The sequence below is a fragment of the Nostoc sp. genome (assembly GCF_036918015.1).
Lineage (GTDB): Bacteria > Cyanobacteriota > Cyanobacteriia > Cyanobacteriales > Nostocaceae > Nostoc.
This window is the reverse complement of the sequence record NZ_JBALEO010000006.1, coordinates 1-2,419: the sequence shown is the minus strand read 5'-3', so window position 1 is coordinate 2,419 and position 2,419 is coordinate 1. Positions and strand designations below refer to the sequence as shown.

General features: G+C 40.3%; 2 protein-coding genes. Both read left to right on the top strand.

The window, feature by feature from the left end; all coding sequences use genetic code 11:
• The first annotated feature begins 571 nt into the window (after window positions 1-571).
• Complete coding sequence (locus tag V7K61_RS00760) at window positions 572-1,441, top strand: polyphosphate kinase 2 family protein (RefSeq protein WP_335050062.1); 870 nt, start codon at window positions 572-574, stop codon at window positions 1,439-1,441.
• Between the two features lie 147 nt (window positions 1,442-1,588).
• Window positions 1,589-2,215, top strand: coding sequence for a chemotaxis protein CheB (locus V7K61_RS00755; RefSeq protein ID WP_335050059.1), 627 nt, complete (start codon window positions 1,589-1,591; stop codon window positions 2,213-2,215).
• The last annotated feature ends 204 nt before the right edge of the window (window positions 2,216-2,419 follow it).

The following is a 2,419-nucleotide window of genomic DNA, read 5'->3' as shown; positions in this document are numbered from 1 at the left end:
ACCCCGAAATAACAAATGCGAACCCCGAAATAGCAAATGCGAACCCCGAAATAGCAAATGCGAACCCCGAAATAGCAAATGCGAACCCCGAAATAGCAAATGCGAACCCCGAAGTAACAAATGCGATTAAACCTGGATTTTACCCCACCCTAACCCTCCCCTTATAAAGGGGAGGGAACTAGATTTACTTCTTTTTCCCCCCTTTCTAAGGGGGGATTAAGGGGGGTAATTCGATTTGTGTGTACACCGTAGCCTAAAAGGAGAGAGGCTTTGAATTTTACTCCCCAACGCTAGCAGGGAAGGGGCTGGGGTTAGGTCTGTATTCTATGCAACTGAGAACCGCTATAGTTAAAAAATCAGGATAAAACTTGCTGAATAAATATCTCAATTATTCTAGATTCCTGATAAATTCTGACTCACCTCTCCTGCCAGAGACGCTGCGCGAACGACTGCGCTCGGCGACCACCTGAATCCTGGGTGCTGAATTCTTACTATTAATAAATTATAACTTTCAGGAATTAATACTTCAAAATGTGCTTGTGTATTAATTAGCCATGAGGAGATTTTATACATGAATCATGATGCTTTCATTGTTCCGCCAGGTTCAAAGATTTCTCTGAAAAAAAACTATGACCCAGCTTATAAAACTGATTTTCATGAAAAAACTGATGCTGCAACCAAATTACAGGCAGATGTTGAACGACTAGCTAATTACCAAAATATTCTCTATGCTCAAAACACCTATGCTCTGTTGATTATTTTTCAAGCAATGGATGCTGCTGGCAAAGATAGCACTATTAAACACGTTACTTCTGGTGTGAACCCACAAGGATTTCAGGTGTTTAGTTTTAAGGGCCCCAGTGCGGAAGAATTAGACCATGATTATCTGTGGCGCTCAATGAAAGCTCTGCCAGAAAGAGGAAGAATTGGCATATTCAATCGTTCATACTATGAAGAAGCGCTAGTGGTGCGTGTCCATCCAGAAATGCTAAAAAAACAACAACTTCCTCACTTACCTAATGGAAAAAAGATATGGAAACAGCGTTTTGAAGAAATAAATAATTTTGAAAAATATTTGGTTAATAATGGTGTCATCATTCTGAAGTTTTTTCTAAATGTCTCGAAATCAGAGCAGAAAAAACGCTTTTTAGAACGGATTGAATTTCCTGAAAAAAATTGGAAATTTTCAGATAATGATGTCCGAGAACGTGCTTTTTGGGATGATTATATGAATGCCTATGAAGAGGTTTTTAATAACACTAGTACTAAATGGGCCCCGTGGTATATTATTCCTGCCGATCGCAAATGGTTTACACGCTTGACTGTTGCCAATATTATCTGCACAAAATTAGAAGAACTAAATCTACAATACCCAAAAGTTAGCGAGGAACATCAGCAGCAACTTTTGGAGGCGAAACGTATTCTAGAGCAGGAAGATTAACCTGTGAATTTGATAGCTAAAGACAAAAAAATGCTGAATTAGTTCAGATATACTGTATGATCTATCTAAATAAGGATAAAAAATTGTAACTTTATTAATATCATTTGTAACTAAAGAAGTTACGCAAATAGTCATAGGCGCAAAATCATGATTCAGATGGCAGAAAATGCCAAAAATCATCCACCTCACTTTACTAATGCTGCCTTTGATGTAGTGGCGATCGCAGCCTCAGCAGGCGGTCTTACCGCTATAGTTAAAGTGCTATCGACTCTACCCGCAAAATTTACAGCCGCGATCGCCATTGTGCAACACCTCGCTCCGGGACATCCGTCGTTCATGGCAGAAATTCTCAGTCGGCGCACAAATATTACTGTCAAACAGGCAGAGGAGGGAGATTGTCTTACTCCAGGAACGGCTTACGTTGCTCCACCCGATCGTCACTTATTGGTTAACGGTGACGGCACACTTTCCTTATCACAGTCAGAATTAGTACATTTTTTACGTCCTTCGGCTGACTTATTATTTGAATCGGTTGCAGCCACTTACAAAGACAGAGCGATCGCCCTTGTATTAACTGGAACGGGTAGCGACGGCGCGATGGGAGTAGAAGCGATCAAAAAAATGGGCGGTACTGTCATTGTCCAAGACTTAAAAACCGCCGAATTTTCCGGGATGCCCTCCGCCGCAATTAACACTGCCAATGTAGATTTTATTCTCCCCCTTGATGAAATTTCCAGTACCCTGGTGGGTTTGGTCATGGGAGAATCTAACTAAGCAGGGGGCAGGGGAGATATGTTTTAGAATGCAATGTTAGTGTCACCATACATTAATGAGTCTTTGCTACTCATTAATGAGGCTTTGAACTCCTTTAATGAGTCTTTGATACTCATTAATGAGGCTTTGAACTCCTTTAATGAGTCTTTGATACTCATTAATGAGGCTTTGAACTCCTTTAATGAGTCTTTGATACTCATTAAT